Annotated in this window: 23 protein-coding genes; 16 read left to right on the top strand and 7 right to left on the bottom strand. The window is 60.2% G+C overall.

Translation table 11 applies throughout. From position 1 onward, the window contains the following. Positions 1–7 precede the first annotated feature (7 nt). The 5 genes from TU73_RS04695 (at position 8) to yfcF (ending at position 4264) form a co-directional block, all read left to right on the top strand. Positions 8–1168, top strand: a complete 1161-nt coding sequence (locus TU73_RS04695; RefSeq protein ID WP_156421198.1) for an MFS transporter — start codon at positions 8–10, stop codon at positions 1166–1168. A gap of 1 nt (position 1169) precedes the next feature. Continuing rightward, a complete protein-coding gene (locus TU73_RS04690) occupies positions 1170–2036 on the top strand; it encodes an HpcH/HpaI aldolase/citrate lyase family protein (protein WP_057011202.1) in 867 nt (288 codons plus the stop codon). Further along, positions 2033–2545 (top strand): MaoC family dehydratase, encoded by a 513-nt coding sequence (locus tag TU73_RS04685; protein ID WP_057011201.1) that lies wholly within the window; start codon positions 2033–2035, stop codon positions 2543–2545. The genes TU73_RS04690 and TU73_RS04685 overlap by 4 nt, the downstream gene beginning before the upstream one ends. 21 nt (positions 2546–2566) lie before the next feature. Continuing rightward, positions 2567–3490, top strand: a complete 924-nt coding sequence (locus tag TU73_RS04680; protein ID WP_057011200.1) for an ornithine cyclodeaminase family protein — start codon at positions 2567–2569, stop codon at positions 3488–3490. Positions 3491–3631: 141 nt separating this feature from the next. Beyond that, on the top strand, positions 3632–4264 hold the full coding sequence (gene yfcF / locus TU73_RS04675) for a glutathione transferase (protein ID WP_057011199.1): 633 nt from the start codon (positions 3632–3634) through the stop codon (positions 4262–4264). Here yfcF and TU73_RS04670 read toward each other — a convergent pair. Then, positions 4223–4507, bottom strand: a complete 285-nt coding sequence (locus tag TU73_RS04670) for a hypothetical protein (protein ID WP_057011198.1) — start codon at positions 4505–4507, stop codon at positions 4223–4225. The genes yfcF and TU73_RS04670 overlap by 42 nt on opposite strands. Before the next feature lie 136 nt (positions 4508–4643). Between TU73_RS04670 and TU73_RS04665 the strand changes: the two genes are divergently transcribed. Next, positions 4644–5288: a hypothetical protein gene (locus TU73_RS04665; RefSeq protein ID WP_057011197.1), complete on the top strand. Its 645-nt coding sequence runs from the start codon at positions 4644–4646 to the stop codon at positions 5286–5288. 45 nt (positions 5289–5333) lie between these two features. Beyond that, positions 5334–5675, top strand: coding sequence for a hypothetical protein (locus TU73_RS04660; protein WP_057011196.1), 342 nt, complete (start codon positions 5334–5336; stop codon positions 5673–5675). A 31-nt stretch (positions 5676–5706) separates the two neighbouring features. Here the strand turns inward: TU73_RS04660 and TU73_RS04655 are convergent, their stop codons facing one another. Together TU73_RS04655 and TU73_RS04650 are read right to left on the bottom strand one after the other, a co-directional pair. Next, positions 5707–6453: a creatininase family protein gene (locus TU73_RS04655; protein ID WP_043050566.1), complete on the bottom strand. Its 747-nt coding sequence runs from the start codon at positions 6451–6453 to the stop codon at positions 5707–5709. 30 nt (positions 6454–6483) lie between these two features. Then, complete coding sequence (locus TU73_RS04650; protein WP_057011195.1) at positions 6484–7212, bottom strand: murein L,D-transpeptidase catalytic domain family protein; 729 nt, start codon at positions 7210–7212, stop codon at positions 6484–6486. 40 nt (positions 7213–7252) lie between these two features. Here TU73_RS04650 and TU73_RS04645 point away from each other — a divergent pair, with 40 nt between their 5' ends. Next, complete coding sequence (locus TU73_RS04645) at positions 7253–8854, top strand: L,D-transpeptidase family protein (protein ID WP_057011194.1); 1602 nt, start codon at positions 7253–7255, stop codon at positions 8852–8854. Between the two features lie 73 nt (positions 8855–8927). On the opposite strand, the gene TU73_RS04640 is transcribed toward TU73_RS04645, so the two are convergent. Together TU73_RS04640 and TU73_RS04635 are read right to left on the bottom strand one after the other, a co-directional pair. After that, the gene (locus TU73_RS04640; protein ID WP_057011193.1) at positions 8928–10319 is read right to left on the bottom strand and encodes a sensor histidine kinase; all 1392 of its coding nucleotides are present in this window, start codon (positions 10317–10319) and stop codon (positions 8928–8930) included. After that, a complete protein-coding gene (locus tag TU73_RS04635) occupies positions 10297–10980 on the bottom strand; it encodes a response regulator transcription factor (protein WP_005787712.1) in 684 nt (227 codons plus the stop codon). Before TU73_RS04635 ends, TU73_RS04640 begins: the two co-directional genes overlap by 23 nt. Before the next feature lie 327 nt (positions 10981–11307). Here TU73_RS04635 and TU73_RS04630 point away from each other — a divergent pair, with 327 nt between their 5' ends. Beyond that, positions 11308–12213: a hypothetical protein gene (locus TU73_RS04630; RefSeq protein ID WP_057011192.1), complete on the top strand. Its 906-nt coding sequence runs from the start codon at positions 11308–11310 to the stop codon at positions 12211–12213. Positions 12214–12314: 101 nt separating this feature from the next. On the opposite strand, the gene TU73_RS04625 is transcribed toward TU73_RS04630, so the two are convergent. Continuing rightward, positions 12315–13550: a multidrug effflux MFS transporter gene (locus TU73_RS04625; protein WP_057011191.1), complete on the bottom strand. Its 1236-nt coding sequence runs from the start codon at positions 13548–13550 to the stop codon at positions 12315–12317. Positions 13551–13643: 93 nt separating this feature from the next. Between TU73_RS04625 and pdxR the strand changes: the two genes are divergently transcribed. Further along, positions 13644–15056, top strand: a complete 1413-nt coding sequence (gene pdxR, locus TU73_RS04620) for a MocR-like pyridoxine biosynthesis transcription factor PdxR (protein ID WP_057011326.1) — start codon at positions 13644–13646, stop codon at positions 15054–15056. Between the two features lie 7 nt (positions 15057–15063). On the opposite strand, the gene TU73_RS04615 is transcribed toward pdxR, so the two are convergent. Beyond that, the gene (locus TU73_RS04615; RefSeq protein ID WP_043050572.1) at positions 15064–15972 is read right to left on the bottom strand and encodes a MurR/RpiR family transcriptional regulator; all 909 of its coding nucleotides are present in this window, start codon (positions 15970–15972) and stop codon (positions 15064–15066) included. Between the two features lie 284 nt (positions 15973–16256). Here TU73_RS04615 and TU73_RS04610 point away from each other — a divergent pair, with 284 nt between their 5' ends. From TU73_RS04610 to iolG, 6 genes are all read left to right on the top strand, one after another. Beyond that, entirely contained in the window at positions 16257–18194 is a 1938-nt protein-coding gene (locus TU73_RS04610; RefSeq protein ID WP_057011190.1) for a bifunctional 5-dehydro-2-deoxygluconokinase/5-dehydro-2-deoxyphosphogluconate aldolase, read from the top strand. An 83-nt stretch (positions 18195–18277) separates the two neighbouring features. Then, on the top strand, positions 18278–19165 hold the full coding sequence (gene iolE, locus TU73_RS04605) for a myo-inosose-2 dehydratase (protein ID WP_057011189.1): 888 nt from the start codon (positions 18278–18280) through the stop codon (positions 19163–19165). A 3-nt stretch (positions 19166–19168) separates the two neighbouring features. Beyond that, complete coding sequence (gene iolB / locus TU73_RS04600) at positions 19169–19957, top strand: 5-deoxy-glucuronate isomerase (protein ID WP_057011188.1); 789 nt, start codon at positions 19169–19171, stop codon at positions 19955–19957. 25 nt (positions 19958–19982) lie between these two features. Continuing rightward, positions 19983–20804: a TIM barrel protein gene (locus TU73_RS04595; protein ID WP_057011187.1), complete on the top strand. Its 822-nt coding sequence runs from the start codon at positions 19983–19985 to the stop codon at positions 20802–20804. A 148-nt stretch (positions 20805–20952) separates the two neighbouring features. Then, the gene (gene iolD, locus TU73_RS04590) at positions 20953–22884 is read left to right on the top strand and encodes a 3D-(3,5/4)-trihydroxycyclohexane-1,2-dione acylhydrolase (decyclizing) (protein ID WP_057011186.1); all 1932 of its coding nucleotides are present in this window, start codon (positions 20953–20955) and stop codon (positions 22882–22884) included. Between the two features lie 19 nt (positions 22885–22903). After that, positions 22904–23914, top strand: coding sequence for a bifunctional inositol 2-dehydrogenase/D-chiro-inositol 1-dehydrogenase (gene iolG, locus TU73_RS04585; protein ID WP_057011185.1), 1011 nt, complete (start codon positions 22904–22906; stop codon positions 23912–23914). Positions 23915–24064 lie beyond the last annotated feature (150 nt).

Raw genomic sequence — 24064 nt, 5'->3', positions numbered from 1 at the left:
ATGTAAAGTGCAGCCAAGTACAAAAATGCTGATGTTAGCCTGCAGTACGACAATGATGGCGCAATCGGGCGTGACTCTCTATTTACCGGCCATGCCTGATATTGTTACAGCGCTGAGTATGAGTGAGACTGAAGGGTACAATTCCCTGCTGATGTATTTGGGGGGCGCTGTGGCCCCAATTATACTGGCTGCCCCAATTATTCGTATGTTTGGCCGTTCAGCCGTTCTACTCGGATTTTGCGGCCTGTTTTTTAGCGCAAGTCTTTTGTCCGCGTGGGCGTGTGACGATACAAGTTTCTACCTTTCCAGGCTGCTTCAAGGCTTTGGAGCCGGCGGCGCTGCTTTGATAGCACGGGCCTTGTTGTCTGAAAACTTTTCGGGGGCGCGCTTGGCGAGAAGTTTGTCACTATTGTCCTATTCCTTTGTTTTTGCACTGATAGTAGGGCAAGTCGTAGGTGGTTCCCTGGTTGCATTTTTTCGCTGGGAAGCGGTTGCCGTTGTCATGGCCTTTGGTTCGTTTGTCTCGGCAGCCTTAGTGTTACCTGCAAGGCAAGCATTGTCTGAACTTGATACCGACAGCCGGCGGCGGGTAAGAGGCTCAGGTTACGCCTGCCTAAGCCAGCCCTCGTTTTATATGCCCGTCTTAGTCGGTGGGTGTGGCTATGGAGTGTTTGTCGTATATCAGGGAGTGGGCGTTTATGTCTTTGATCGGCTTCTGGGGTGGGGGAGCGCCCAATACGGAATGTTGGGCGTATGGCTGGGACTGGCCTACCTCCTCGGGGCGCTGACGGCAAGGCATGCACTGAAATCGATGAGCGTTCATGCGCTCTCAGTGGTGGGCGTCAGTGTGCTGGCTGTCGCGATCGTGCTGTTTTTATTAACCACCTTGAAGTACATGGATCGACACATTGCGATCGCGGCGTATTTTGCAGTGTGGTATGCCCAGGCGCTGATGTATCCCTGCGTTGCGTCTATGGCGGTAAAAAAATACCCAGGTATAGAGTCAATGATGCTGTTTAGTTTTTTACAGCAGTTGGTCGCACTATTGTTTGGAGCGTTGGCGTCACTGGCCATTCCTTTTGGAATGCACATTGTGGCACTGCTTGCCCTTGGTCTGGGGAGCTTGGGTGCGGTGGTGATGATTCTATTGTCAATAAAAAGGATTTGATATGGATAGGCTGGCTAGAAGTTGGTTGTGTATCCCCGCCTTAAAGGATGGGCTTGAAGAGAAAATTTTCCAGTCTGCGGCGGATATCGTGCTGTTGGACTTGGAAGATTCCATACCCGAAAGCAAGAAGCAGGTCGCCCGCGAAAGGCTTTTATCATTCGAGAGTGACATCTGGCGCCAGTACGATCTCGCCATCAGAGTGAATGCGCTATCCAGGCCGGAAGGTGTCAGGGATTTGGTGTTTTTGATGGATAACAATATTGTTCCTAAGTACTTGGTCATTCCCAAGGTGGAGTCTCCCGGTGAATTACGCATCCTGGGTGAGTTGATATCGGTTACCGGCGCGCATACGAAGATCTTTGGAATTATTGAAACGTTAAAAGGCTTGCGCGGCATTGATGCAATTATTAATGACTCAGTCAACCTGTGCGGCGTGATTTTGGGCAGCGCAGATTTATCCGCTGAAATCAGCTTTCGTATCTCTAAAGCCGCATTGATGCAGATAAAGTGTGAGGTGGCGCTGGCGGCGCTGAGTGCAGGCTTGAAAGTAATTGATACGCCTTGCTTTAACTTGAGTTGTAAAACACAACTGGCGGATGAAATTGAGTCGGCCAAGGCGCTCGGGTATTCGGGGAAAATTGCAATTCATCCAGCGCAGATTGGATTGATCAATACATTGTTTTCGCCTACGCAAGAAGAATTGAGAAAGGCCAACGCTATTATTGCCAGTCTGAACGCGTCCGAGTTGCCTACTGCTATAGCCTCTGTCGACGGTGAGATGGTTGGACCGCCCTTCGAGCATTTGGCGAAAAAGCTGATTGCCACTCATCAGTTGGTGTTGAGCAAAGATAGTAAGGGGGTTATATGAGTATTGAGGGTAACTACTATAAAGCATTAAGCAAGTTGGTTGAAATTTCGCCTGGGCGTTATCGCGAGGATCATGGGCTCAGTTTTGGTGATTTTGAGATAGGCGATGTTTATGAACACAGGCCAGGACGAACAATTACTGAAACTGATAATGTATGGATGTCTTTGGTCTGTATGAATGATCACCCGCTGCACATTAATTCGGAGTATGCAGAGGATACGGAATTTGGTGCTGTCTTGGTGTCCAGTCTTGTCACATTTTCGATAGTGGGGGGGATGAGTTTAGCCAGTACCAGTAGCAAAGGTATTGCAAACCTTGGGTGGGATAAAGTGCGGCTTTTGGCGCCGGTATTTGTGGGGGAGACGATCTATGCCGAAAGCGAAGTCATTGCAAAACGCCGTTCTGAAAGCAGGCCCGGGCAAGGGATTGTTACGGTAAGGACCAAAGGGGTAAAGGCCTCAGGAGAGATATTTCTATCCTGTGAGCGTAGTTTTTTAATTGGGATCTAATCGCCATGCCAAGAGGTCGATATGCAAGTTATGACTGAGACGGCTATACATCATGTGCTCAGTATGAGTGAGGCCATTAGTGCATTGTACGCAGGTTATACCTGCCATGACGGGGCGGATCAGCATCCGCCTCGGACTTTGCTAAGAGTGGGTGAGCAAGACGCCACGTTTGGTGTAATGCCTTACTATTCCATGCGCGATAATTTATTTATCGTAAAGGTGGTTTCCCATCATGTGTTTAATAGGCGCAGAGGACGCAAGTCCATTAATGGGATTATTATCGTTCAAGATGGCGCAACGGGGGAGGTTAAAGCGCAATTTGACGCCGCCACTATTACCGCACTGCGCACGGGAGCCACTGCGGGGCTCGCGACTGATCTGCTGGCACGCAAGAACTCGAAAACACTTGCTGTGATTGGCACCGGAGACCAGGCCGCTGCCGCGCTTGATGCGATGTTATGCGTAAGGAATATCGGACGCGTAGCTGTGTATTCCCGTAGCAAGGACAATGTAGGGAACTTTATCGATCACGCGACCGAAAAGTATGGGCGCCGCGTGGTATTCCATGGCTGCGAGGATGCACGCGCCGCGCTTTGTGGTGCTGACATAGTGTGTACCGCCACAACCTGTGCTGAGCCGCTGTTTTCTGCAGATGATGTCGTGCAGGGCGCGCATGTGAACGCCATAGGCAAGCACACCCCAGTGTCTCGTGAGTTTCCACTTGAGCTTGTGCCCCGCTCGATACTGCTGGTTGAGGATAGAGAGGCGGCTATCAGAGAAGCGGGAGGTTATCACCGTCATGCGGTTTCGATTCCTGAAATGCTTCAGGCAGAACACCGTGAGTACCAAAGCCAGACCACCATTTTTTCTTCGGTGGGCACGGCTTTCCAGGATGCATGCATCTGTGTGGCTATTTTGAAAAAACTACAGCTCTTGAAGACATAGGTCATATAGGTAGCTAGTCCCTGAATATCAGCAGGTAGCCATAAGCCGCTATTCCCGCCAGGAATGCCCCCATAAAAACCCGGCATTGTCTTTCTTGGCCCGGATCTCGTAGCGTGATGATTCATCCTTGGAGATCGCCCCATGAGCCAACGCCCGCTGCGCCTCTACGTTGATTCGCTGTTTACCAGCCCTTACGCCATGTCGGTATACGTTGCCCTGCGGGAGAAAGGCCTGGCATTCGAAACCGTCACCCTTGACCTGGATGCCGGGCAGCACCAGACAGCAGATTTCACCCTGCGCTCCCTGACCCAACGGGTACCCACCCTGGAGGAGGGTGACTTCGCACTATCGGAGTCTTCGGCCATCACGGAATACCTGGAGCAGGCCTACCCCGGGCCCAGTGTTTACCCAACTGATCTGCAGCAGCGGGCAAGGGCGCGACAGGTCCAGGCCTGGCTGCGCAGCGATTTGCTGCCGATCCGCCAGGAGCGCTCGACGCTGGTGGTGTTCTGCGGGCAGAAGATGCCGCCTTTATCGCCGGTGGCTCAGGCTGCTGCGGGCAAGTTGATCACTGCTGCTCAGGCACTTCTGGCAGGCAACCCTAAGCATTTGTTTGGCGAATGGTCAATTGCCGATGTGGACCTGGCGGTGATGCTTAATCGCCTGGTCCTCAACGGCGACGCCGTACCGACCGAGCTGGTGGTGTACGCGCAGCGCCAGTGGCAACGGCCGTCAGTGCAGGAGTGGGTCAACCTGCAACGGCCTGTGCTCTAGCTGCCACTCTTGCTCGATACGTCGGTCGAGGTCCTCCCAGTGGGCCATGCCCAGCACCCGTGTGGTGTTCAAGCCCCGCAGGTAGCCGCGTAGTTGTTGGGCGCTGGCCGAGCGTTGTTCAGCATCGGCGCTTGGGTCCAGCAACACGTTTTCATAATCGACCAGGTAATCGGCGACCCGCTCGCGAAACTCCGGCAGTACGGCTTCGCGGATGCGGTCGAAGGTTTTCTGGTAGGGCTTCATGGCGGGTCCTTATAGATTTTATCGGCTGCCTGACACTATCGGTTCAAATGATAGTCACCATCAAGGATCACAAGTTCTGTTTTTTCGCCAATCGCGCAGAATCTGCACATCGAAACGCGGTTCAAGGAAATGCGCGATGAGGACGATTATCCAGTTTGCACTAATGGCCCTGATGCTGGGCACGGCGGCCATGACCACCCCGGCGATTGCCGATGAACTGCGTACAGGCCATTTGCTGCCACTTGCTGCTGGCGTAGACTCCCTGCAGCGCGCCCAGTCGGTGGGAGTGTTGTTCAGCGAAAACACTCGCGAGAACCTCAATTACCTTGAGCGCTACCACGCCATGGCGCTGAACGGCGCCAAGGACGCGCTGGATGGGCGGATACGCGAGGCGTTCGTCAACAGCTCCGATCCGGAACTGGCCATCGACTGGTTGATGAATTCGCTACAGGGCACTTTTCTCTCGGTGACGGTCTATAGCAGCCTGGATGCCCTGGTGCAGGCACATCCGGACGTGGTGGTGGTGCTCGATGCCCATAACCAATTGCTGACCCAGCGTAACGATCGGGTCGAGGCGCGCTTTGCCGCACGCTTCTATGATGCGAACCTGCGTTACATCGCCAAGGCTGAGGGCTCGGTGGGCAAGCAAGTACCGTCGGTGTGGGTGCACGACAAGGCGGCGCCTGAGATCGCCGCGCTGATCGAGCAACAACGCGATGTCCAGCAAGACGCCCTGAAGCAATTTGACGTATCGCTCAAGGCCCTGGTTCGCGCAGGTTGACCCGCGAATGGATGTAAACCCTATTGGTTATTTTCAGGAATCTGTATGCGCTCTTTTTTTGCCCCGGCCCTGGCCTTCGCTGTTTTGTCGCTGACCGGATGTATCACTGCTCCGAATGCTCCCTCACTGACCCTGCAAACCGCCAAGACCCCTGAAGGCTATGTGCAGTGCGTATTGCCCAAGCTGGAAAAACACGGCATCACCTCCACCGTGACGCAGAACTCGCGCCACGCCAAGGTGCTGTTGACCAGCAAGATTGCTGCCGATGATGTGCTGGAGGCCTACAAGTCCCAGGACGGCACCAAGGTGTTCCTGTATGAGCGCAAACCGCTGGCCTCGGCGCTCAAGCCGTCGCGGCTTGAGCAGGCGGCCCAGGACTGCAAGTAAGCCCCCTCCCACATTTGGACCATCATTCGGCTCAGGGCTTGGCTTCGTTGCTGAAACTATCGACCGTCTTGATCAACCCTTGCGCCGCCAATGCCACCAGCTCACCGCCTTTCTCCACCGTCGCCAGCGCCGGGTCCGAGCCCATGCGCCCATCGGGGAAACGTGCGCGGAAGTCCAGGGCCTCGCGGATCGGGCCGGTATTGGCAATTTGCGGCGAGTACTCGGCCGACTTGATCGACTGCGGGTACGCCCACTGTGTCACCGCAATCTCCGACGGCGTGGCGTGGCTGCCGTGACCGACCGGGAATTGGCGGTGGGCCAGGTCCGTTACGCCTTCCAGGTCCCACCAATTGACCAGCTTCAGCGCGAAGCCGGCCGGGCGTCGGGCGAAGCTGGCTTCGGCGTACAGCTCGGAGAACGCTGCTTCGATTGTGGCGATATTGCCGCCGTGGCCGTTCAAAAACAGGATCTTCTCGAAACCATGCCCGGCCAGCGAGCGCACCCAGTCGCCAATCGCGGCGATAAAGGTGGAAGGGCGCAGGGAGATGGTGCCGGGGAAGCCCAGGTGATGTTGGGCCATGCCGATATTGAAGGTCGGGCCGATGAGGATGTCGGCGTTTTTCTGTGCCTCATGGGCGATGATCTCCGGGCACATCCAGTCAGTGCCCAGCAGGCCGGTAGGGCCATGTTGTTCGTTGGAGCCGATGGGAATCACCACCGTGCGACTGCGTTCCAGAAACTGCCCGATTTCGATCCAGGTGGAGGTGTGTAGAAGCATGCGACGCTCTCTTTTATCTGTGGGGACAGGCTATCCGCCACGGATTGTACGACTACTCGCCACCTGTTGGGGTTTGCAATTGAGGTAGGTTGAGGACTTCAACCAGCGCTGGTCCGGGTACCAGGAGAACATGAACTGCCCACCCTTGAGCTTGTCCACTACCTGGCGCGCCACCTGTGGGCGCACCGCCGGGCAACCCTGGCTGCGGCCGATGCGGCCTTCGCGCTTGCTCCACAACGGGCTGACGTAGTCGGCGGCATGGATCACGATGGCACGGTCGCGCGCCAGGTCATTGAAGCCGGGTTCCAGGCCATCCATGCGCAGCGAGTAGCCGTGGGTGCCGAGGTAGCTTTCCTGGGTGCGGAACAAGCCCAGGCTGGACTGGTGGCTGCCCTCGAGGTTGGAAAACTGGGTGGCGAAGTTTTCCCCGGACTTGGCTCCATGGGCCACCAGGTCACGCAGCACCAGGGTCTGTTTGCGCAGATCGAAGATCCACAGGCGACGAGCGGTCGAGGGCTGGGAGTAGTCAATAACCGCTAGGCGATCGGAACGTTCCTCGCCGTTACTGACCGCGCACTGCACCGCGCTCAAGGCGCTTTTCAGCACGGCGGGATTGAGTTCTGGAGCCGAGCGCGCCAGGCTGCTATACAAGGAAGGAGGGGGGCCATTGGCGGCGAACGCAACATTGCTCAGTAAAGCCAGGCTCCCGGTGATCAAGCCCACGGTGGTTATTCCGAGGCGGCGCATAAAAGTCAGCATCTACAGTCGATCCCCAAGCTGTGGAGTGGAGCTCAGTCAATTGTTCAAAAAACACGCATGTTACTTGAGCATTTGCCTGCTCGTTGCACCATTGGTCGCCATGGCCGATGCACCGCCGCTGGAGCCGTTGCCGGTGACCATGCCGGCGCCGGTCGACCTGGCGCCCGTGCAACAGGCTTTGGCGCAGTTGCCCAGCGTCTGCCCCCAGTTGGCCCCGCGGATCGACGCCACCGCGTTGGTGCGCCTGCAAGCCTTTTACCAACAGCAAGGCAATGCGTCGCTGTGGTCGGCCGACGAGCCCCGCAAAGCCTTGCAAACCCAGCTGCTGATGCTCGCCGACGACGGCCTGGACCCCACCCACTATAGCTTGCCCACGGTGGATGCCACGGCTAACGTGCTGTGCAGCGATATCGCGACCAGCCAGCAGTACCTGCAGGCCCTGCAGGATTTGCATTATGGGCGCTTGCAGCAATCACGCTTCGAACCGCTCTGGCATGCCCAGCCGCCTGCCAACGACCCGAATGTCGCCGTGCTGGCATTTGCCGCCACCGGCCTGCAAGACATGGCTCAAGCCTTTGACCAGGCGCGGCCCAGCGCCGATTTGTACCGCAGCCTGCGCAATGTCTATGCCGGCGTGCGCCAGCAACCGTTACCCCATTGGGGGCCAGTCGCCGACGGCCCCTTGTTGCGCCCGGGGATGGATGACCCGCGTGTGCCGGAACTGACGCGGCGCCTGCACAGTGGTGGTTACCTGGCCAAGTTGCCCGCCGGCAATGGCAAGCAATACCAGGGCGAGTTGGTCAAGGCGGTGAAGGCGTTCCAGCTCAGCCACTCCTTGCAGGCCGACGGTGTGATCGGTGCGGGCACCGTGGCCGAGCTCAATATCAGCCCAGCGGTGCGCCGCGAACAACTGCGCATCAACCTGGAACGTTTCCGCTGGCTGGCCCAGGACCTGGAACCCGAAGGCGTCGTGGTCAATGTGGCGGCCGCGCAACTGAGCGTGTACCAGAGCGGCATCCCGGTGTGGCAAACCCGCCTGCAGGTCGGGCGCGCCGAACGCCAGACACCGTTGCTCAAGTCGCGCATCACACGGTTGACCCTCAACCCCACCTGGACCATTCCGCCGACCATCATGCGCGAGGACAAGCTCCCGGCCATCCGCCTCAACCCTGAATACCTGCGCCAGCAAAACCTGCAAGTGCTCGACGCTGAAGGCCACCCGCTGGCGCCCGAGCAGGTTGACTGGGCGCGCCCAGGCAACATCCTGCTGCGTCAGCAGGCCGGCCCGCGTAACCCGCTGGGCAAGATCGTGATGCGTTTCCCCAATCCGTATTCCGTGTACCTGCACGACACCCCCAGCCAGCCGCTGTTTACCAAGGGGCCGCGGGCGTTCAGTTCCGGCTGCGTGCGGGTCGAGCAGCCGCTGTTGCTGCGCGACCTGCTGGTAACCCCGGCTGAGCGCACCCGCACCGATGAATTGCTGGCCACTGGCGTGACCCATGAATTCAGGCTGGCCACGCCAGTACCGGTGTTGTTGGGGTATTGGACCGTGGAGGTGGATCGCCAGGGGAGCCTGGTCTACGCGCCGGATATCTATGCATTTGATCCGGTGTTGATCAAGGCCATGGGGAATGTGTTGTAGCGCTCAATGGCTGGGTACCCAGGTGGGAGCGGGCTCGCTCCCTCCCACATTTGGTTTTCTGTGCCCCGACGACCTAGTCAGGTATCAACTGCTGGCGGCACTCCAGTACAAGCCGGGCGCCGCCCAGTTCGCTGGTGCCGACGTCGAGCTTGAAACCGTGCAAGTTGATGATCGCCGCCACAATCGACAACCCCAAGCCAAAACCGCCGTGCTGATCGCTTTCATCCACCCGATAAAAGCGCTGGAACACCGAAGCGCGTTCGGCCGCCGGAATCCCGGGCCCTGAATCGAGCACTTCGATACGGGTGCTGCCCATATCGTTGACCGCCCGCAGGATCACCTTGCCATTGGGCGGAGTGAACTTGATCGAGTTGCTCAACAGGTTGGCCAAGGCTTCGAACAACAGCGCGCGGTCGCCGGTGATCCACGGCAGTGATTCGGGCGCCTGCAACACCAACTCCATTTCACCTTCTTCGGCCAGGGGCAGGTAGAAGTCGTGCAATTCGCGCAGCAGCGGCAGCGGGTCCAGTACCAGGAAGCCCGAGCGGCGCTGGTGGTCCTCCAGTTCGGAAATGCGCAGCAGCCCGCGAAAGCGCGCCATCAATGTGTCGGTTTCGGCTATCGCATCATCGAGTTTTACCGCGTGGGCGGAGTCTTCCTCGGCTTGCTGCTTGATGCGGTAAAGCTGTGCGCGCAGGCGTGTGAGCGGGGTACGCAGGTCGTGGGCGATGGCGTCGCACACGCCCTTGACCTCGTTCATCAGCTTCTCGATGCGATCTAGCATGGCGTTGACGATGGCGGCGAGCATGTCCAACTCGTCACGGCGGTTGGACAGCGGCAAGCGGTGCGTCAGGTCGCCGGCGACGATGGCTTCGGCGCTGGCCTGGATCCCGCGAATCCGCCGCAGCGGGCGACGGCGCAGCAGGTGCCAGCCGGCAGCGCCGGGAATGATGGTCAACGACAGCGCCCACAGCAAGGCGTGCCAGATGATCCGGGTCACGCCGAACAACGAGCCGTTGGCGCGCACCAGCACCAGCCAGCGCCCGTCGCCGGTGCGGGTGGCCACGGCGTCGCAACTGTCCTTGGGCAGTTTCGGGTCGTCGGATTCGACGCAGTTGGCCAGCGCGTGGATCTTGCCATCCAAAGGCAGGTCGGCCGGCACCGTACGGATCGGCCCGCTCAGGGGGCGAAATTGCTCATCGAACAGGCCATAGGCGTCCACGCCCTTCATGTCGAAGGTCATGCTGGTGGTCAAGGCTTCCACCAGTTCTTCGCCGTCGAAGCGCTGGAATAAATGCTGGCGCTGCAGCAGGGAGTGGCGCGACAAATCGCCCAGGTAACCTGATACCTCGTAGTACAGCACCCCCATGAGGATGCAGCTCCAGGCCACGAACAACGAACTGTACAGCGCCAGCAAGCGGCTGCTGGATGAGCGCCAGCCCTTAGAGGGGTTCAGCAATGACATAACCGGAACCTCGTACCGTGCGGATCAACGGCGTAAGGCCCGGAGGGTCGATTTTCTTGCGCAGGCGACCGATATGCACATCGATCAGGTTGGTGCCTGGGTCGAAGTGATAACCCCAGACTTCTTCGAAGATCATCATCCGCGAGAGAATCTGCCCGGTGTTGCGCATCAGGAATTCCAGCAGTTTGTATTCGGTAGGCAACAGGGTCAGCGGCTGCTCGGCACGACTGGCTTCGCGGCTGATCAGGTTCAGTTCCAGGTCGGCCACGCGCAGGGCGGTCTCGAATTCCTTGACCGTGCTTTTGCGCCGCAGCAGCACTTCGACGCGGGCGGCCATTTCGTCGGAGGCGAACGGCTTGGTCAGGTAGTCATCGCCCCCGGCACGCAGGCCGCGTACGCGCTCGTCGACATCGGAGAGCGCGCTGATCATCAGGATCGGCGTCGACACCCCGATGGTGCGCAAGGTGGTGACGATGGCCAGGCCATCCAGTTCGGGCAACATGCGGTCGAGGGTGATCAGGTCGTAATCACCACTGACGGCACGGACCAGGCCTTCGCGGCCGTTGTCCACCCAATCTACATCCAGTCCATGGCTACTCAGCTCGGCGACAATCTCGCGGGCCGTTACGGCGTCATCCTCGATGGTCAAAATGCGGGTCATAGGATTACCTGGTGAGCGTTCACACTAGAAGTGCGGGTATTTTGCCAAGAAGTTGCTGAATGTTTCCTAAATAAAACTTCATCTAGGTAGAAATGCCATCTATTCATGGCTGGCACGACCCAGTGTGGGAGCAAGCCCCCTCCCACAGGGAATGCATAACGCCCGCCTGCAGCAGACAGTTCTTGCAACTTGCATGGGTTGGATAAGTTCAAATTTCCTAAGCTTCTGAAATATAAGGACTTTAATTTTGTACGCGCCTGGCATGGTGCCTGCACTGTCCCTTTTGAGACTTGTAACACCATTTTTCATGCCTGGAGCAAAACAACAATGATTACATCCTCATCCACGCTGCAAGAGTCAAGCACGCTCTCCGGGGTTTCCTGGGGGGCGATCTTCGCCGGCGCCGCTGCGGCGGCTGCCTTGTCATTAATACTGGTGCTGCTGGGCTTCGGCTTGGGCTTTTCGGCGGTGTCGCCGTGGGCCGACAGTGGCATCAGTGCCAAGGGCCTGGGAATTTCCACGATTGTCTGGCTGGCCTTTACCCAGATCGTTGCGTCGGGCCTGGGCGGCTATATCGCCGGTCGGTTGCGGGTGAAGTGGGCCAATATGCATGGCGATGAGGTGTACTTCCGCGACACCGCCCATGGCTTCCTGGCCTGGGCAGTGGCGACACTGATCACCGCGATGTTGGTGGTCGGTTCCGTCAGCAGCGTCGTCAGCGGCGGCGTGCAAGTCGGTGCCAGTGTCGCGTCTGGCGCCGCCAGTGGCATGACCCAAGCGGCCGGCAGCGCAGCACAGGGTGCCGACAGCGGTGACTTCGGCTACTACGTCGACAGCCTGTTCCGCGATGACCGCCCAGCCGCAGTCAGCGATGACGCCGCCCACGCGGTGGTCGGCCGCATTTTTGCCCGCACCCTGAGCAACGACGGCCAACTGGCCGCCGAAGACCGTGCCTACCTGGCCCAGTTGATCAGCCAGCGCACCAACCTCAGCCAGGCCGATGCCGAAGCGCGTATCGACAAAGTCTACGGCGATGCCCGTAAAGCCATCGAAGACGCCAAGCTCAAGGCCAAGCAAGCCGCTGATACCGCTGCGAAAGTCGCTGCCTATACCTCGCTGTGGACCTTCGTGGCGCTGTTGATCGGTGCGTTCTTCGCCAGTTTCGCCGCTACCTTCGGCGGTCGCCGCCGGGATGCCGTGGTGTATGTCGAAACCGAAAACTACGTTCGTTAATTCAAGGCCCGTTCACTTAAGGAGAATATGATGCGCTCATTACTGCTGTGGTTCCTCGGCGTGCCGATTCCGCTGATCATCCTGATCGCGATCTTTATGCACTAAACCCGAGCCTGGCTCGGTGAAGAGTGGGAGGGACTTGGTTCCCTCCCACTTTGCGTTCTGCGCAGGATCAGCCAGCTTGTAACCAGTAATGCACTGGCAAGCGAGGTCATGATCACCAGGGGGTGGGAAGTGCCGTCCGACAGCAATCCGGTGACCCAACTGCTCAGCGCCGTGACAAACATCTGGATAAAAAAGAACAGCCCCGACGCCGTGCCGGCAATCGCCCCATACGGCTGCAACACAGACAGCTGGCAAGCAGGCATCGTCAGGCCCACCGAGACCATGATCACCACCATCGGCACCACGATGGCCAGCCACGCCTGTGGCAGCAGTGCCGTGGCTAGCGCGAGCAAGATGCTGCCCAGCACATTCAAGCCGATGGCGACGCTGATCAGGCGGTCGGCCCCGAACCGCTGCACCAGGCGCCGGAACAGGTTGGCGCCGAGCATATAGCCGCTGATTGTCGCGGCAAACACTAGGGCGTAGGCGCTCGGCGACAAATCAAAGCCCCGTTGCAGCAATGCCGAAGACTCGCTGATAAACGGAAAATACGTGCTGTACGCGCAGCCGATCGCCAAGGCATAACGCAGGAAGTAGCGGTCGCGCAGCAGTTGGCTGTAGGTGCGCAGCAAGTGGCTGGGCGGTGCGGCGGCCACTTGCGGCGGGCGGGTTTCAGGCAGGCGGCGTTGGACGATTACGCAGAGCACGCAGCCGATCACCCCGAGCAATACAAACAAGCCACGCCAACCCAAGAGCGGCAATAACAGGCTGCCGAGCACCGGCGCGGCCATGGGCGATACGGCCATCGCCATGGAGATCAACCCCAGCAGGCGCGCCTGCTCATCGCGGTCAAAATAATCGCGCACGATCACTCGGCCGATCACCGTGGTGCAGCACCCGCCGAGCGCCTGGAACAGCCGCGCAATGACCAGCACGCCGAGGCTATCGGCCAGGGCGCAGGTCACGGTCGCCAGCACATACAGCGTCAAACCGGCCAACAGCACCGGGCGTCGGCCGAAGCGGTCGGTGAGCGGGCCGCTGACCAGCAGGGAAATCGCCGAGCCGAGGGTGTACAAGGTCAGGACCAGTTGCAACTGGCTGTCCGGGGTGTGGAAGTAGTCGGCCATGGCGGGCAGGGCGGGCAAATGCAAATCCAGGGTGAGGCGCGGCAGGCCCACCAGGACCGTCAGCAACGTCAGCCAGAACCAGGGAGCGAGAAGGCGTTGAGTCATGGGCGGGTTTCTTCGCAATGAGTAGAGCCAGGACTCTAGCGACTTTGTGGTTTAATCCTCAGGACCACTTATGCCATGGATGACTGGACCACTATGAGCCGCGGAAAAGCTGCCTCCAACCTTGACCTGCCGCGCCCCGATACGCTGGATACAGGCAAGCAGCAGGGCGCCTACGAGGCGTTGCGCGAGGCGATCCTGGCTCGACAGTTGCCTGCAGGCAGTCGTTTGCCGTCGACCCGCAGCCTGGCCGAGCGCTGGCAGGTCTCACGTGGCACCCTTGAGGCCGCTTTTGACCGTTTGCACAGCGAAGGCTATGTGCAGCGTGTGGCCGGCTCCGGCACGCGGGTCTGTGCGGTGATTCCGGAGCAGTTCATCGCCGCCCCGGTGGCCAAGCAAAACTTGCGCCGACCGGTTGAGCCCGACTTACCTCACGCCGGCGTGCAGAGCCACGTGCCCTTTGTCGCCCGACGCCCGGATGCCAGCCTGTTCGACCTGAAAACCTGGGCGCGCTGTCTCTCCCGCGGGTTGCTGGCGGCAGGCCCCGGTGTGCTGGAGGCTGCACACCCCGGCGGGTTGCCGGCCTTGCGCGAACTGATCGCCGATTACCTGCGCCGCTATCGCGGCATGCAGTGCGAGGCAGATGAAGTGATCGTCACCACGGGCATTCGCCATGGCCTTGACCTGATTGCGCGCACGCTGCTCCAGCCAGGCGACACCGCCTGCGTCGAAGACCCCGGCTACACACCGGCGCGGCGTCTGTTCGGCCTCGCGGGGGCGCGGGTCCAGGCGATCGCGGTCACCACCGAAGGGCTCGATACCGACCAGCTCCCCGAGCACGCACGGCTGGCTTATGTCAGTCCCGCGCACCAGGCGCCGCTGGGCGTGACCCTGTCGGTGTCACGTCGCCTGGCACTGTTGGACTGGGCGAGCCGGGCGAATGCCTGGGTGGTGGAGGATGACTACGACAGCGAGTACAACTACAACAGCGCACCCCTGGCAGCGCTCAAGTCCCTGGATTCGAACGACCGCGTGCTCTATTGCGGCAGCTTCAACAAAAACCTGTTTCCCGGCTTGCGGGTCGGCTTCATGGTGGTGCCCAAGGTCCTGCGCCCGGCACTGCTGCGCACCTTGCAACTGACCGGGCATTCAGTGGGCGCAACCGATCAGTTGGGCTTGGTGGAACTTCTTGGCAGCGGTGCCTTCGTGCGGCACCTGCGGGCTTCGCGCCAGGCGTATCAGGCGCGGCGGGATGCCTTGCTCGCCTGCCTGCCGGAGGGCGTCACGGTCAGTGGCCAGCAGGCCGGGCTGCATTTCGTGCTGTGGTTGCCGGCCGGTGTGCAAGAGGCGGACTTCTGCGACCGCGCCGCCAACGCCGGGCTGAGCTTGCAACCGTTGGGCAAGTTTTGCGTCGATGTGACGTTGCCGCCCGCCGTGATTATCGGCTACACCGCGTTGACCCTCGCGCAGATCCGCTTCCACGGCCGGGCCCTGGCGCAATTACTGTAGGAGCGCGTCAGTCGTCGAACCCGACCTGCTCATGAATCTCATCCACCTTCAATTCCAACCGATACGCCACCGCAATAAACAGCGCCTGGCACAAGCACAAGGTGGCGCTCAGCGAGCGGAAAGCAAACGACGAACCTTCATTGACCAACAGCACCGCATTCGCGCGCTTGGCCAGCGGTGACAGGTTGCTGTCGGTGATGATCAGGGTCTTGGCCTGATGATGCTGGGCGATGCGCAGGCAGTGCTGGGTTTCCTTGCCGTAGGGCGTAAAGCTGATCGCAATCACCAGGTCGTTGGCGCGCACACTGCGCATCTGCTCGCGATAACTGCCGCCCAGGCCAGAGATCAGGTGGATGCGCTTGTTGGTGTGCTGCAGGTTGTAGACCAGGTAGTCGGCCACCGCAAAGGAGCGACGCACGCCGACCACGTAGATGTTGTCGGCATTGACCACCAGGTCCACGGCTTTTTCGAAGGCAGTATCGTCCAGCTCCAGGCCCAGGCGCTCGATGCCGGAGAGGGTCGCGTTGACGCATTCGCGCGCCAGGTCGCCGCCGCTGGCCTTCTGCGATTTGTTGGCGATCATGCTGCGGATGCGCTGCTGGTAGTTCTGCACCGGCGTGGTCTTGTGGGTATACGCCTCGCGAAACAGCGCCTGCATCTCGCTGAACCCGCTGAAGCCGAAACGCTGGGAGAACCGCACGATGGCCGAGGGGTGCACTTCGCATTCGCGGGCAATGTCGCTGATGCGGTCGACCATGATCCGGTCGCTCTGCTGGCTCATGTAGCTGGCGATGCGCTTGAGCTGGCGCGGCAGGCTCTCGTATTCGTCGGTGATCAGCTGCAACAGGCGTTCGGCATTGATCGGAGGGCTGGCGACAGTTTCTTCCAGGGTGGTCTCGGGATCGGTGCGGGACATGGGCAATCCTTCTGGCGTGTTCGTCTGATGCGCTGATGGGTGGCGCAAGTCTACAGGGTAGGCGCAAAAAAATACCTCGGCATCACGGCCCGCGTGGCCTGCTGAAACGATGCACGGGCGCTGGCGTGCCGCTATGCTGACGTATTGGAAAAAATATTCCACTAAAAATAATTATGGAATAAATATTGATTGCCGCCGCTGGACGTTCTAGTCTGCTCCCACCAAGAGCGTTTGCCGTCGCCACGGCGGCACAACGCAGGCTGATAAAAATAACAGGAGCCAGCATGGGCCAGACTCGTTTTGCCAGTGGGCGTCAATTGGATCTGATTTGCCTCGGGCGCCTGGGCGTCGACCTCTATGCGCAGCAAGTCGGTGCGCGGCTTGAGGACGTGACCAGCTTCGCCAAGTACCTTGGTGGTTCTTCCGCCAATATCGCCTTCGGCACCGCCAGGCTGGGTCTCAATTCAGCGATGCTGAGCCGCGTGGGCGACGACCATATGGGCCGTTTCCTGGTGGAATCCCTGGCCCGTGAAGGCTGCGATGTCAGCGGTATCAAGGTCGACCCGGAGCGTCTCACCGCCCTGGTGCTGCTGGGCCTCAAGGATCGTGAAACCTTCCCTCTGGTGTTCTACCGCGAAAACTGCGCGGACATGGCCCTGCGCGCCGAAGACATCAGCGAGGCCTTTATTGCCTCCAGCAAAGCGCTGTTGATCACCGGCACGCACTTCTCCACCGACGGCGTGTACAAGGCCAGTATCCAGGCCTTGGATTACGCCGCCAGGCACAACGTCAAGCGCGTGCTGGACATCGACTACCGCCCGGTGCTGTGGGGCCTGGCGGGCAAGGCCGATGGTGAAACCCGTTTCGTTGCCGACCAGAATGTCAGCCAGCATGTGCAGAAGATCCTGCCGCGTTTCGACCTGATCGTCGGCACTGAAGAAGAATTCCTTATCGCCGGTGGCAGTGAAGACCTGCTCACCGCGTTGCGCACCGTACGCGAACTGACGCCTGCGACCCTGGTAGTCAAGCTGGGTCCCCAGGGTTGTACGGTCATCCACGGCGCGATTCCTGCGCGGCTGGAGGACGGGGCGATCTACCCCGGTGTGCGCGTGGAAGTGCTCAATGTGCTGGGGGCCGGCGATGCCTTTATGTCAGGCTTTCTCAGCGGTTGGATCAATGACGCCAGCGATGAACGTTGCAGTCAGTTGGCCAATGCCTGCGGTGGCCTGGTGGTTTCGCGCCATGCCTGTGCGCCGGCCATGCCGACACCCGCCGAGCTCGAGTATCTGTTCAGCAGCCCGGTGCCCATTACCCGCCCGGACCAGGACGTGACCCTGCAACGCCTGCACCGCGTAACGGTGCCGCGCAAGGCCTGGAAGCAATTGTTCGTGTTTGCCTTCGACCACCGCTGGCAACTGGTGGACCTGGCGCAAAAGGGCGGCCAGGACCCGGCGCGCATCAGCACGATCAAGCAGTTGTTTATCCAGGCCATCGAACGCGTGGAGCGCAAGCTCAGCGAGCAGGGGATCGAGGCCGACGTGGGCCTGCTCGCCGACCAACGTTTCGGCCAGGATGCCCTCAACGCCGCCAGCGGTCGCGGCTGGTGGATCGCACGCCCGGTTGAAGTGCAGAACTCGCGGCCCCTGGCGTTCGAACACGGCCGCTCGGTGGGCAGCAACCTGATTGCCTGGCCCCAGGAACAGATCATCAAGTGCCTGGTGCAATTTCATCCCGATGACGAGCCGATGCTGCGCCTGGAGCAGGAAGCGCAACTCAAGGCGGTGTACGAGGCCTCCATCGTGAGCGGGCATGAACTGCTGCTGGAAGTCATCCCGCCCAAGGATCATCCATCGACTTACCCTGATGTGCTGTATCGCAGCCTCAAGCGCCTGTACAACCTGGGTATCTACCCGGCCTGGTGGAAGATCGAGGCGCAGTCGGCCGAGGATTGGAAGAAGCTCGACGAACTGATCCAGGAGCGCGACCCGTACTGCCGTGGCGTGGTGCTGCTGGGCCTGAACGCGTCCGCTGAATGCCTCGCCGATGGTTTCCAGCAAGCACGCTTGAGCACCACCTGCCGTGGGTTTGCCGTAGGCCGCACGATCTTCCAGGAGCCGAGCCGGGCGTGGATGGCGGGGGAGATCGATGATGAGACCTTGATTCAGCAGGTACAGGCTACCTTCGAACAACTCATCAATGCCTGGCGCAGTGCTCGGAATTAAATTAGATCAAATGTGGGAGGGGGCTTGCCCCCGCCCACATAAAGCAGATCTCAGTGATACCTGAAAATAATAAAGGTGCAGCCATGCCCGCAATCCGAATTGGCATCAACCCGATCTCCTGGAGCAACGACGACCTGCCGGCCCTCGGTGGTGAAACCCCGCTGAGCACGGCCCTGAGCGAAGGCAAGGATATCGGCTACGAAGGTTTTGAACTCAACGGCAAATTCCCCAAGGATGCCAAGGGTGTCGGCGATGTGTTGCGCCCCTATGACCTGGCCCTCGTCTCCGGCTGGTACTCCAGCCGCCTGGCCCGTCGCTCGGTGGCAGAGGAAATCGAGGCGATTGCCGGCCATGTCGAACTGCTCAGGCACAACGGCGCCTCGGTGCTGGTGTATGGCGAAGTGGCTGATTCGATCCAGGGCTCGCGCATTCGTTTGATCGAACGCCCGCGTTTCCATAGCGAGCAGGCTTGGCAGGACTATGCCGACAAACTCACCGAACTGGCGCGCTTCACCCTGTCCCAGGGGGTACGCCTGGCGTACCACCACCATATGGGCGCCTACGTCGAGTCCCCCGAAGACATCGACCAGCTGATGCAGCGCACGGGGCCGGAAGTCGGCCTGCTGTTCGATTCGGGCCACTGCTACATGGGCGGCGGCGAACCCATCGAGGTGTTGCGCAAGCATATCGACCGTGTCTGCCACGTGCATTTCAAGGATGTGCGCAAACCCGTGGTGCAATTGGCGCGCAACCAGATGTGGAGCTTTCCTGATTGCATCGTCAACGGCACGTTCACTGTGCCCGGCGATGGCGACATCGATTTTGCACCGTTGCTGGACGTACTGCTGGCTGCGAACTACGCGGGCTGGCTGGTGGTGGAAGCCGAGCAGGATCCGGCCGTGGCGCCCAGCTATATCTACGCAAAAAAGGGTTATGACACCTTGCGTGCGCTTCTCAACCAGAGGACTTGAGTGATGAGCTTGTTGGTCAAAAGCAGCAAACGCGGACAAACCATGGTCGCCCTGCAAGTCGGGCGCCTGGAATACGTAGGCTTTGCCGCCTACCGCCTGGGCCTGGGCGAAAGCCTTCCGGTCAGCGCGGGCGATCAGGAGTTGTGCCTGGTGTTGCTCAGCGGTCGGGTAAACATCGAAGGCAAAGGTTTCAGTTGGCAGAACCTCGGTGATCGCCAGTCGGTGTTCGAAGACAAGTCACCGTTCGCCGCCTACCTGCCGCCCGGCACCGACGCCCAGGTCAGCGCCTTGAGCGATGTGCAGATCGCTGTCTGCGCCGCCCCGGGTGCCCAGGGTTTCGCCCCGCGCCTGATCCGCCCCGAGCAGTGCAAGCGCAGTGTGCGTGGCAAAGGCGCCAACACCCGCTACGTGTGCGACATCCTGCCCGACAGCGAGCCGGCCCATTCGCTGCTGGTGGTGGAAGTGCGCACGCCGTCGGGGCATTCCTCAAGCTACCCGCCGCACAAGCATGACACCGACGACCTGCCGCACCAGAGCTTCCTGGAAGAGACCTATTACCACCAGATCAACCCGCCCCAGGGCTTTGTCTTCCAGCGCGTGTACACCGATGACCGCAGCATCGATCAGGCCATGGCCGTGGAAAACAGCGACCTGGTGGTGGTGCCCAAGGGTTACCACCCGGTCAGCGTGCCGTACGGCTACGAGTCGTATTACCTCAACGTGATGGCCGGCCCCAAGCGCGCCTGGCATTTCCATAACGACCCGCAGCACAGCTGGCTGCTGGACCTCTAAACGGTTTGGACGGAGAACAACAACAATGAAGTCGCCGCTACGTTTTGCCCTTAACCGCATGGTCGCGCCCAACCTGTCCTTGCCGGATTTCATCCAGTTGGCGGCGGCTCTCAACTGCGAGGCCATTGAGATCCGCAACGACCTCAAGAACCGTGAAATCGAATACGGCACACCCGCCAGCCGCGTGCGTGAGTTGTGCGCAGCGCAGGGCATCAAGGTGCTGTCGATCAACGCGCTGTACCCCTTTGATGTGTGGAACGACGAGCGCCGTGCCCAAGCGTTGGAGCTTGCCACCTACGCCCGTGAATGCGGTGCCCAGGGTCTGGTGATGTGCCCGTTCAATGAGCCCGGCGACACGCGCACCGACGCGCAGCGCGCCGCCGCTTTGCGCACCGCGTTGAGCGAACTGGCGCCCATCCTGCGCGAGTACGGGATTCTCGGTTTCGTCGAACCCCTGGGCTTTGAAGTATCCGCCCTGCGTCGCAAGCGCGTGGCGGTGGAGGCGATCAAGTCCATCGGTGGCCTGGATGTGTTCCGTGTGGTGCATGACACCTTCCACCATCACCTGGCCGGCGAGCATGAGTTCTTTCCCGAACTGACCGGCCTGGTACATATCTCCGGGGTGGAAGATCGCGAGGCGCCGCTCAACGCGATCGGCGACGGCCACCGCGTACTGGTGGGCGAGGGCGATATCCTCGGCAATGCGGCGCAGATCGACACCCTGTTGAGTACCGGCTACAGCGGCTATCTGTCGTTCGAGCCGTTTGCTGAAAGCGTGCACGGGTTGGTGGATATCCGGCAGGCGTTGGGCAGCAGCATGGCCTATTTGCAAAAGCCCCTGTCATAACGCGATCAAAATGTGGGAGCTGGCTTGCCTGCGATAGCGGAGTGTCAGGCAATACATGTGCAACTGATAGACCGCTATCGCAGGCAAGCCAGCTCCCACACGGGATCGGTGTTGAACACTTCAATTGCAGTCACACAAGGTGCAAGTGATGACCACAACAAGATTGACCATGGCCCAGGCCCTGGTGAAGTTCCTGGATAACCAATACATCGAAGTCGACGGCGTGCAGAGCAAGTTTGTTGCCGGCGTATTCACCATTTTCGGCCATGGCAATGTATTGGGCCTCGGCCAGGCCCTGGAGCAGGACAGCGGCGACTTGGTGGTGCATCAGGGCCGCAACGAGCAGGGCATGGCCCATGCCGCCATCGGCTTTGCCAAGCAGCACCTGCGGCGCAAGATCTATGCGTGCACGGCGTCGGTCGGGCCTGGCGCTGCGAATATGCTCACCGCCGCAGCCACCGCCACGGCCAACCGTATCCCGTTGCTGCTGTTGCCCGGCGATGTCTACGCCAGCCGCCAGCCGGATCCGGTGCTGCAGCAGATCGAGCAGTTCCACGACCTGAGCATCAGCACCAACGACGCGTTTCGCTCCGTGAGCAAATACTGGGACCGCATCAACCGCCCTGAGCAATTGATGACGGCGGCGATCCAGGCCATGCGCGTGCTCACAGATCCCGCGGAAACCGGCGCGGTGACCCTGGCCTTGCCCCAGGACGTGCAGGCCGAAGCCTGGGACTATCCCGACTACTTCCTGCAGAAACGTGTACATCGCATCGACCGGCGCCCGGCCACTGCGGCGATGATCGGCGATGCGCTGGCCGCGTTTCACGGCAAGCGCAAGCCGCTGATCATCTGTGGTGGCGGGGTGAAATACTCCGGCGCCAATGCCGCGCTGCAAGCCTTTGCCGAGCGCTTTTCGATTCCCTTCGCGGAAACCCAGGCGGGCAAGAGCGCAGTGGTTTCCAGCCACCCGCTGAACGTCGGCGGCATCGGCGAAACCGGCTGCCTGGCGGCCAACCTGCTGGCGCCCGAAGCCGACCTGATCATCGGTATCGGCACCCGTTATACCGACTTCACCACCTCATCCAAATCGCTGTTCAAGCACGCCGAGGTGAAGTTCCTCAACCTCAATATCAGCCCGTGCGACGCCTTGAAACTCGACGGCGTGCAAGTGCTGGCAGATGCCAAAGTTGCGCTTGAAGCACTGGCCGATGCCCTGGGCGATTACCGTTCCGGCTGGGGCGAGCAGGTCGCCGACGCCAAGGCGCAACTCGACGCCGAAGTGGACCGTGTGCATCAGGTGCAATACCAGGGCGATGAGTTTGTTCCCGAAGTCGACGACCACCTGGACCGTGCCGTGCTGCGGGAATTTATCGAGCTGACCGGTTCGTGCTTGACCCAAAGCGCTGTGCTTGGCGTGCTCAATGCACGCCTGGCCGATGACGCAATCATCGTGGCCGCCGCCGGCAGCCTGCCCGGCGATTTGCAGCGTGCCTGGCGCAGCAAGGGCGTCAACACCTACCACGTCGAATACGGCTATTCGTGCATGGGCTACGAGATCAACGCGGCCCTTGGCGTGAAGCTGGCCGAGCCGACCAAGGAGGTCTATGCGCTGGTCGGTGATGGCTCCTACATGATGCTGCACTCGGAACTGGCCACCTCGATCCAGGAGCGGCGCAAGATCAACGTGGTGCTGCTCGACAACATGGCTTTCGGCTGTATCAACAACCTGCAGATCGGCAATGGCATGGACAGCTTCGGCACCGAGTTCCGCTACCGCAACCCCGAGAGCGGCAAGCTCGACGGCGCCCTGGTGCCGGTGGACTTCGCCATGAGTGCGGCGGCCTATGGCTGCAAGACCTACAAGGTCAGCACGGTGGAGCAGCTCGAAGCGGCCCTGGCGGATGCGCACGCGCAGTCCGTCTCGACCCTGATCGATATCAAGGTGCTGCCCAAGACCATGATCCACGGCTACCTGTCGTGGTGGCGGGTGGGGGTGGCGCAGGTGTCCACCAGTGAACGCACGAATGCAGCGGCAAAAAAACTCAATGAACACCTGGCGAAGGCCCGGCAGTACTAACAACAAGAGGAGTGTTTGCATGTCTTTGAAGCTTGGAGTGATTGGTACGGGCGCCATCGGCCGTGACCATATCCGTCGTTGCAGCCAGACCCTGCTCAACAGCCAGGTAGTGGCCGTCACCGACATCAACCTTGAGCAGGCGGCCCGGGTGGTGGCGGATTTGAAGCTCGACGCCGAGGTGTACCCGGACGGCCATGCGTTGATCAACGCGCCAGAGGTCGAAGCGGTACTGGTGACGTCCTGGGGGCCGAGCCACGAAGAATTTGTGCTGGCCGCGATTGCCGCCGGCAAACCGGTGTTTTGTGAGAAACCCCTGGCGGTGACGGCCGAGGGCTGTCGCAAGATCGTCGAAGCCGAAGTCGCCCATGGCAAGCGCCTGGTGCAAGTGGGGTTCATGCGTCCATATGACGAAGGCTATCGTGCCTTGAAAGCGGTGATCGACAGCGGCCAGATCGGCGAGCCGCTGATGCTGCACTGCGCGCACCGTAACCCCTCGGTGGGCGAGAACTACAACACCGGCATGGCGATTACCGACACCCTGATTCATGAGCTGGATGTGTTGCGCTGGCTGCTCGACGACGACTACGTTTCCGTGCAGGTGGTGTTCCCGCGCAAGACCAGCAAGGCCCTGGCCCACCTGCGCGACCCGCAGATCGTGCTGCTGGAAACCGCCAAGGGCACGCGTATCGACGTGGAGGTGTTTGTGAACTGCCAATATGGCTACGACATCCAGTGCGAAGTGGTGGGGGAGACCGGCATCGCCAAGTTGCCGGAGCCGTCCCAGGTGCAACTGCGCAGTGGTGCGAAGCTGTCCAACGCGATCCTGATGGACTGGAAGGACCGCTTTATCGGCGCCTATGACGTGGAGTTGCAGGCCTTCATTGACAGCGTACGCGCTGGACAGGTGGGTGGGCCGTCGGCCTGGGATGGGTATGCGGCGGCGGTGGCGGCGGATGCGTGTATTGAAGCCCAGGGCAGCGGGCAGATTGTGCCGGTGAGCTTGCCGGTTCGCCCACACTTCTACGGCTAACTCACTGGAGAAATGCTGGTTAACAATGTGGGAGCTGGCTTGCCTGCGATAGCGGTCTATCAATGACAGATTCATTGCCTGACACACCGTTATCGCAGGCAAGCCAGCTCCCACAGTTGATTGGGTTCCCACATCAATTCAGGAGTTGAG

The organism is Pseudomonas libanensis (assembly GCF_001439685.1).
Classification (GTDB): domain Bacteria; phylum Pseudomonadota; class Gammaproteobacteria; order Pseudomonadales; family Pseudomonadaceae; genus Aquipseudomonas; species Aquipseudomonas libanensis.
The sequence above is the reverse complement of the archived record's forward strand: the minus strand, read 5'-3'. Positions and strand labels throughout refer to the sequence as shown.

Bases quoted from the DNA above. Each gene is read 5' to 3' on its own strand.
- TU73_RS04690 (WP_057011202.1), top strand. From the start codon at position 1,170: ATGGATAGGCTGGCTAGAAGTTGGTTGTGTATCCCCGCCTTAAAGGAT.
- TU73_RS04685 (WP_057011201.1), top strand. From the start codon at position 2,033: ATGAGTATTGAGGGTAACTACTATAAAGCATTAAGCAAGTTGGTTGAA.
- TU73_RS04680 (WP_057011200.1), top strand. From the start codon at position 2,567: ATGCAAGTTATGACTGAGACGGCTATACATCATGTGCTCAGTATGAGT.
- yfcF (WP_057011199.1), top strand. From the start codon at position 3,632: ATGAGCCAACGCCCGCTGCGCCTCTACGTTGATTCGCTGTTTACCAGC.
- TU73_RS04670 (WP_057011198.1), bottom strand. From the start codon at position 4,507: ATGAAGCCCTACCAGAAAACCTTCGACCGCATCCGCGAAGCCGTACTG.
- TU73_RS04665 (WP_057011197.1), top strand. From the start codon at position 4,644: ATGAGGACGATTATCCAGTTTGCACTAATGGCCCTGATGCTGGGCACG.
- TU73_RS04660 (WP_057011196.1), top strand. From the start codon at position 5,334: ATGCGCTCTTTTTTTGCCCCGGCCCTGGCCTTCGCTGTTTTGTCGCTG.
- TU73_RS04655 (WP_043050566.1), bottom strand. From the start codon at position 6,453: ATGCTTCTACACACCTCCACCTGGATCGAAATCGGGCAGTTTCTGGAA.
- TU73_RS04650 (WP_057011195.1), bottom strand. From the start codon at position 7,212: ATGCTGACTTTTATGCGCCGCCTCGGAATAACCACCGTGGGCTTGATC.
- TU73_RS04640 (WP_057011193.1), bottom strand. From the start codon at position 10,319: ATGTCATTGCTGAACCCCTCTAAGGGCTGGCGCTCATCCAGCAGCCGC.
- TU73_RS04635 (WP_005787712.1), bottom strand. From the start codon at position 10,980: ATGACCCGCATTTTGACCATCGAGGATGACGCCGTAACGGCCCGCGAG.
- TU73_RS04630 (WP_057011192.1), top strand. From the start codon at position 11,308: ATGATTACATCCTCATCCACGCTGCAAGAGTCAAGCACGCTCTCCGGG.
- TU73_RS04625 (WP_057011191.1), bottom strand. From the start codon at position 13,550: ATGACTCAACGCCTTCTCGCTCCCTGGTTCTGGCTGACGTTGCTGACG.
- pdxR (WP_057011326.1), top strand. From the start codon at position 13,644: ATGAGCCGCGGAAAAGCTGCCTCCAACCTTGACCTGCCGCGCCCCGAT.
- TU73_RS04615 (WP_043050572.1), bottom strand. From the start codon at position 15,972: ATGTCCCGCACCGATCCCGAGACCACCCTGGAAGAAACTGTCGCCAGC.
- TU73_RS04610 (WP_057011190.1), top strand. From the start codon at position 16,257: ATGGGCCAGACTCGTTTTGCCAGTGGGCGTCAATTGGATCTGATTTGC.
- iolE (WP_057011189.1), top strand. From the start codon at position 18,278: ATGCCCGCAATCCGAATTGGCATCAACCCGATCTCCTGGAGCAACGAC.
- iolB (WP_057011188.1), top strand. From the start codon at position 19,169: ATGAGCTTGTTGGTCAAAAGCAGCAAACGCGGACAAACCATGGTCGCC.
- TU73_RS04595 (WP_057011187.1), top strand. From the start codon at position 19,983: ATGAAGTCGCCGCTACGTTTTGCCCTTAACCGCATGGTCGCGCCCAAC.
- iolD (WP_057011186.1), top strand. From the start codon at position 20,953: ATGACCACAACAAGATTGACCATGGCCCAGGCCCTGGTGAAGTTCCTG.
- iolG (WP_057011185.1), top strand. From the start codon at position 22,904: ATGTCTTTGAAGCTTGGAGTGATTGGTACGGGCGCCATCGGCCGTGAC.